This is a genomic window from Tepidanaerobacter sp. GT38 (assembly GCF_021991635.1).
In the GTDB taxonomy this organism is placed as follows: domain Bacteria; phylum Bacillota; class Thermosediminibacteria; order Thermosediminibacterales; family Tepidanaerobacteraceae; genus DTU063.
In genome coordinates, this window is the sequence record NZ_JAFFJA010000131.1 from 1 (window position 1) to 1,755 (window position 1,755).

Here is a 1,755-nt window from a genome sequence, read left to right on the forward strand (position 1 = left end):
TTATTAGGTGATAAAAGAAAATTATATAGATTATCTTATGAAAATGTTTATCATTTTTTGCAATTCTATGTTAAAATATAGCTATGCAAAAATGCACTACCTATAAGAGGTGAAAAACATAAATGTCATGTGACAAAAGTGTTGCCATGGAAAAAGCCACTATGGATTTTACTGAAGGAAGTATTCCTAGACATCTTTTAAATTTTGCGGTTCCTCTTTTTATAGGGAACGTATTACAAGTGTTTTATAATACTGTAGATTCAATTTGGGTAGGCAGATACTTGGGGGCTGAGGCTCTTGCTGCAGTTTCTGTATGTTCTCCTATAGTTTTTGTCATGATTGCCATGGTAACTGGACTGACTATGGCAACTACTGTTATGATCGCACAGTACAAAGGTGCTCAAAACAGTATTATGGTCAAGAAAACCGTTGACAATACCATGTTCATTCTGACTATAGCTGCAATTATAATGACTATTTTGGGGATATGTTTTCGCAATGTAATTCTTAGATTAATTGGCACACCGTCAGAATCTTTTAATATGGCATCAGGGTATCTTCTTATTACTTCGGCGGGCATTGCTTTTGTTTTCGGATATAATGCTGTTAGCGCTATACTGAGGGGATTTGGAGATTCAAGGACACCCCTTCTTTTTCTGTTTTATGCAACAGTATTAAATATTGCACTGGACCCAGTTTTTATTTTTGGTCTAGGTCCAATACCCAAAATGGGAGTAAATGGAGCTGCTCTTGCTACTATATTGGCGCAAGGAGTAGCATTTTTGCTGGCAGTTAGGTTTTTAAATAAGACAAATGAACTTTTAGCAATAAGGGTAAATGAAATAAGATGTGATTTAAGTGTAACGAAACAGTTGCTTAAAATAGGAGTGCCGGCGGGACTACAGCAAACTGTTGTTGCTATGGGGCACACTGTTATAATGTCAGTCATTAACTCTTTTGGCACATTAGTTGTAGCAGCTTATGGTGCTGCAAATAAAATAGATTCATTTTTCCTTCAGCCTTCAATGTCAATAGGGCTGGCAACGTCTTCTTTGGCAGGGCAAAATTTAGGCGCGCGAAAATATGACAGAGTTTATGAAACCATGAAGTGGGGCAGCGTTTTATCCTTTAGCATTTCTGCTTTTATGATATTGCTAATATATTCGATACCAAAGCAACTGCTTTTACTATTTACGGATAAAGTTGAAGTTTTGGAGGAAGGAATAATTATATTAAAGACTTTAGCTATGGCATATATTCCTTTTGGAATTATGTGGGTAGCCAATGGAATTATTAGAGGCGCAGGAGATACTGTAGTAGCTATGATACTGTCAATAATCTCGCTATGGATATTGAGAATACCATTGGCAGTGTTTTTTTCAAATCTAATGGGTAGCCGCGGAATATGGATAGGCATAGCAATTAGCATGGCGCTTAGTGGCCTTCTTAGTTACTGCTATTATAAAACTGGTCGCTGGAAAAGATGTGTCTTCGCAAGTCGCGGGGAGGAAGTATACAACAAACAGTAAAGTACATCAGACAAGGTAGTATCAAAAACATTTATAAAAACTAGCAAAAGAACGCATAATTTAAATTTGATGAGATAAAATACTATTAACTGCAATAATGCCATTTGAAAAGGGCAAGAGGAATATGCTAAAGAGCCCCCTGACTGTAAGCTTTGTAAATCAGTTTAGTCTTTAAGTGCAGATGACGGCACTGCCCTTCAGCCGACTTATTATCCTAAAAGGGAGT

The 1,755-nt window shown here is 36.8% G+C and carries 1 protein-coding gene; it reads left to right on the forward strand.

Features of this window, described 5'->3' with window-relative positions; all coding sequences use genetic code 11:
- The first annotated feature begins 122 nt into the window (after positions 1-122).
- Positions 123-1,529 carry an MATE family efflux transporter gene (locus tag JT739_RS12380; protein ID WP_237661431.1) on the forward strand — a complete coding sequence of 469 codons (1,407 nt, stop codon included), beginning with the start codon at positions 123-125 and terminating at the stop codon, positions 1,527-1,529.
- The last annotated feature ends 226 nt before the right edge of the window (positions 1,530-1,755 follow it).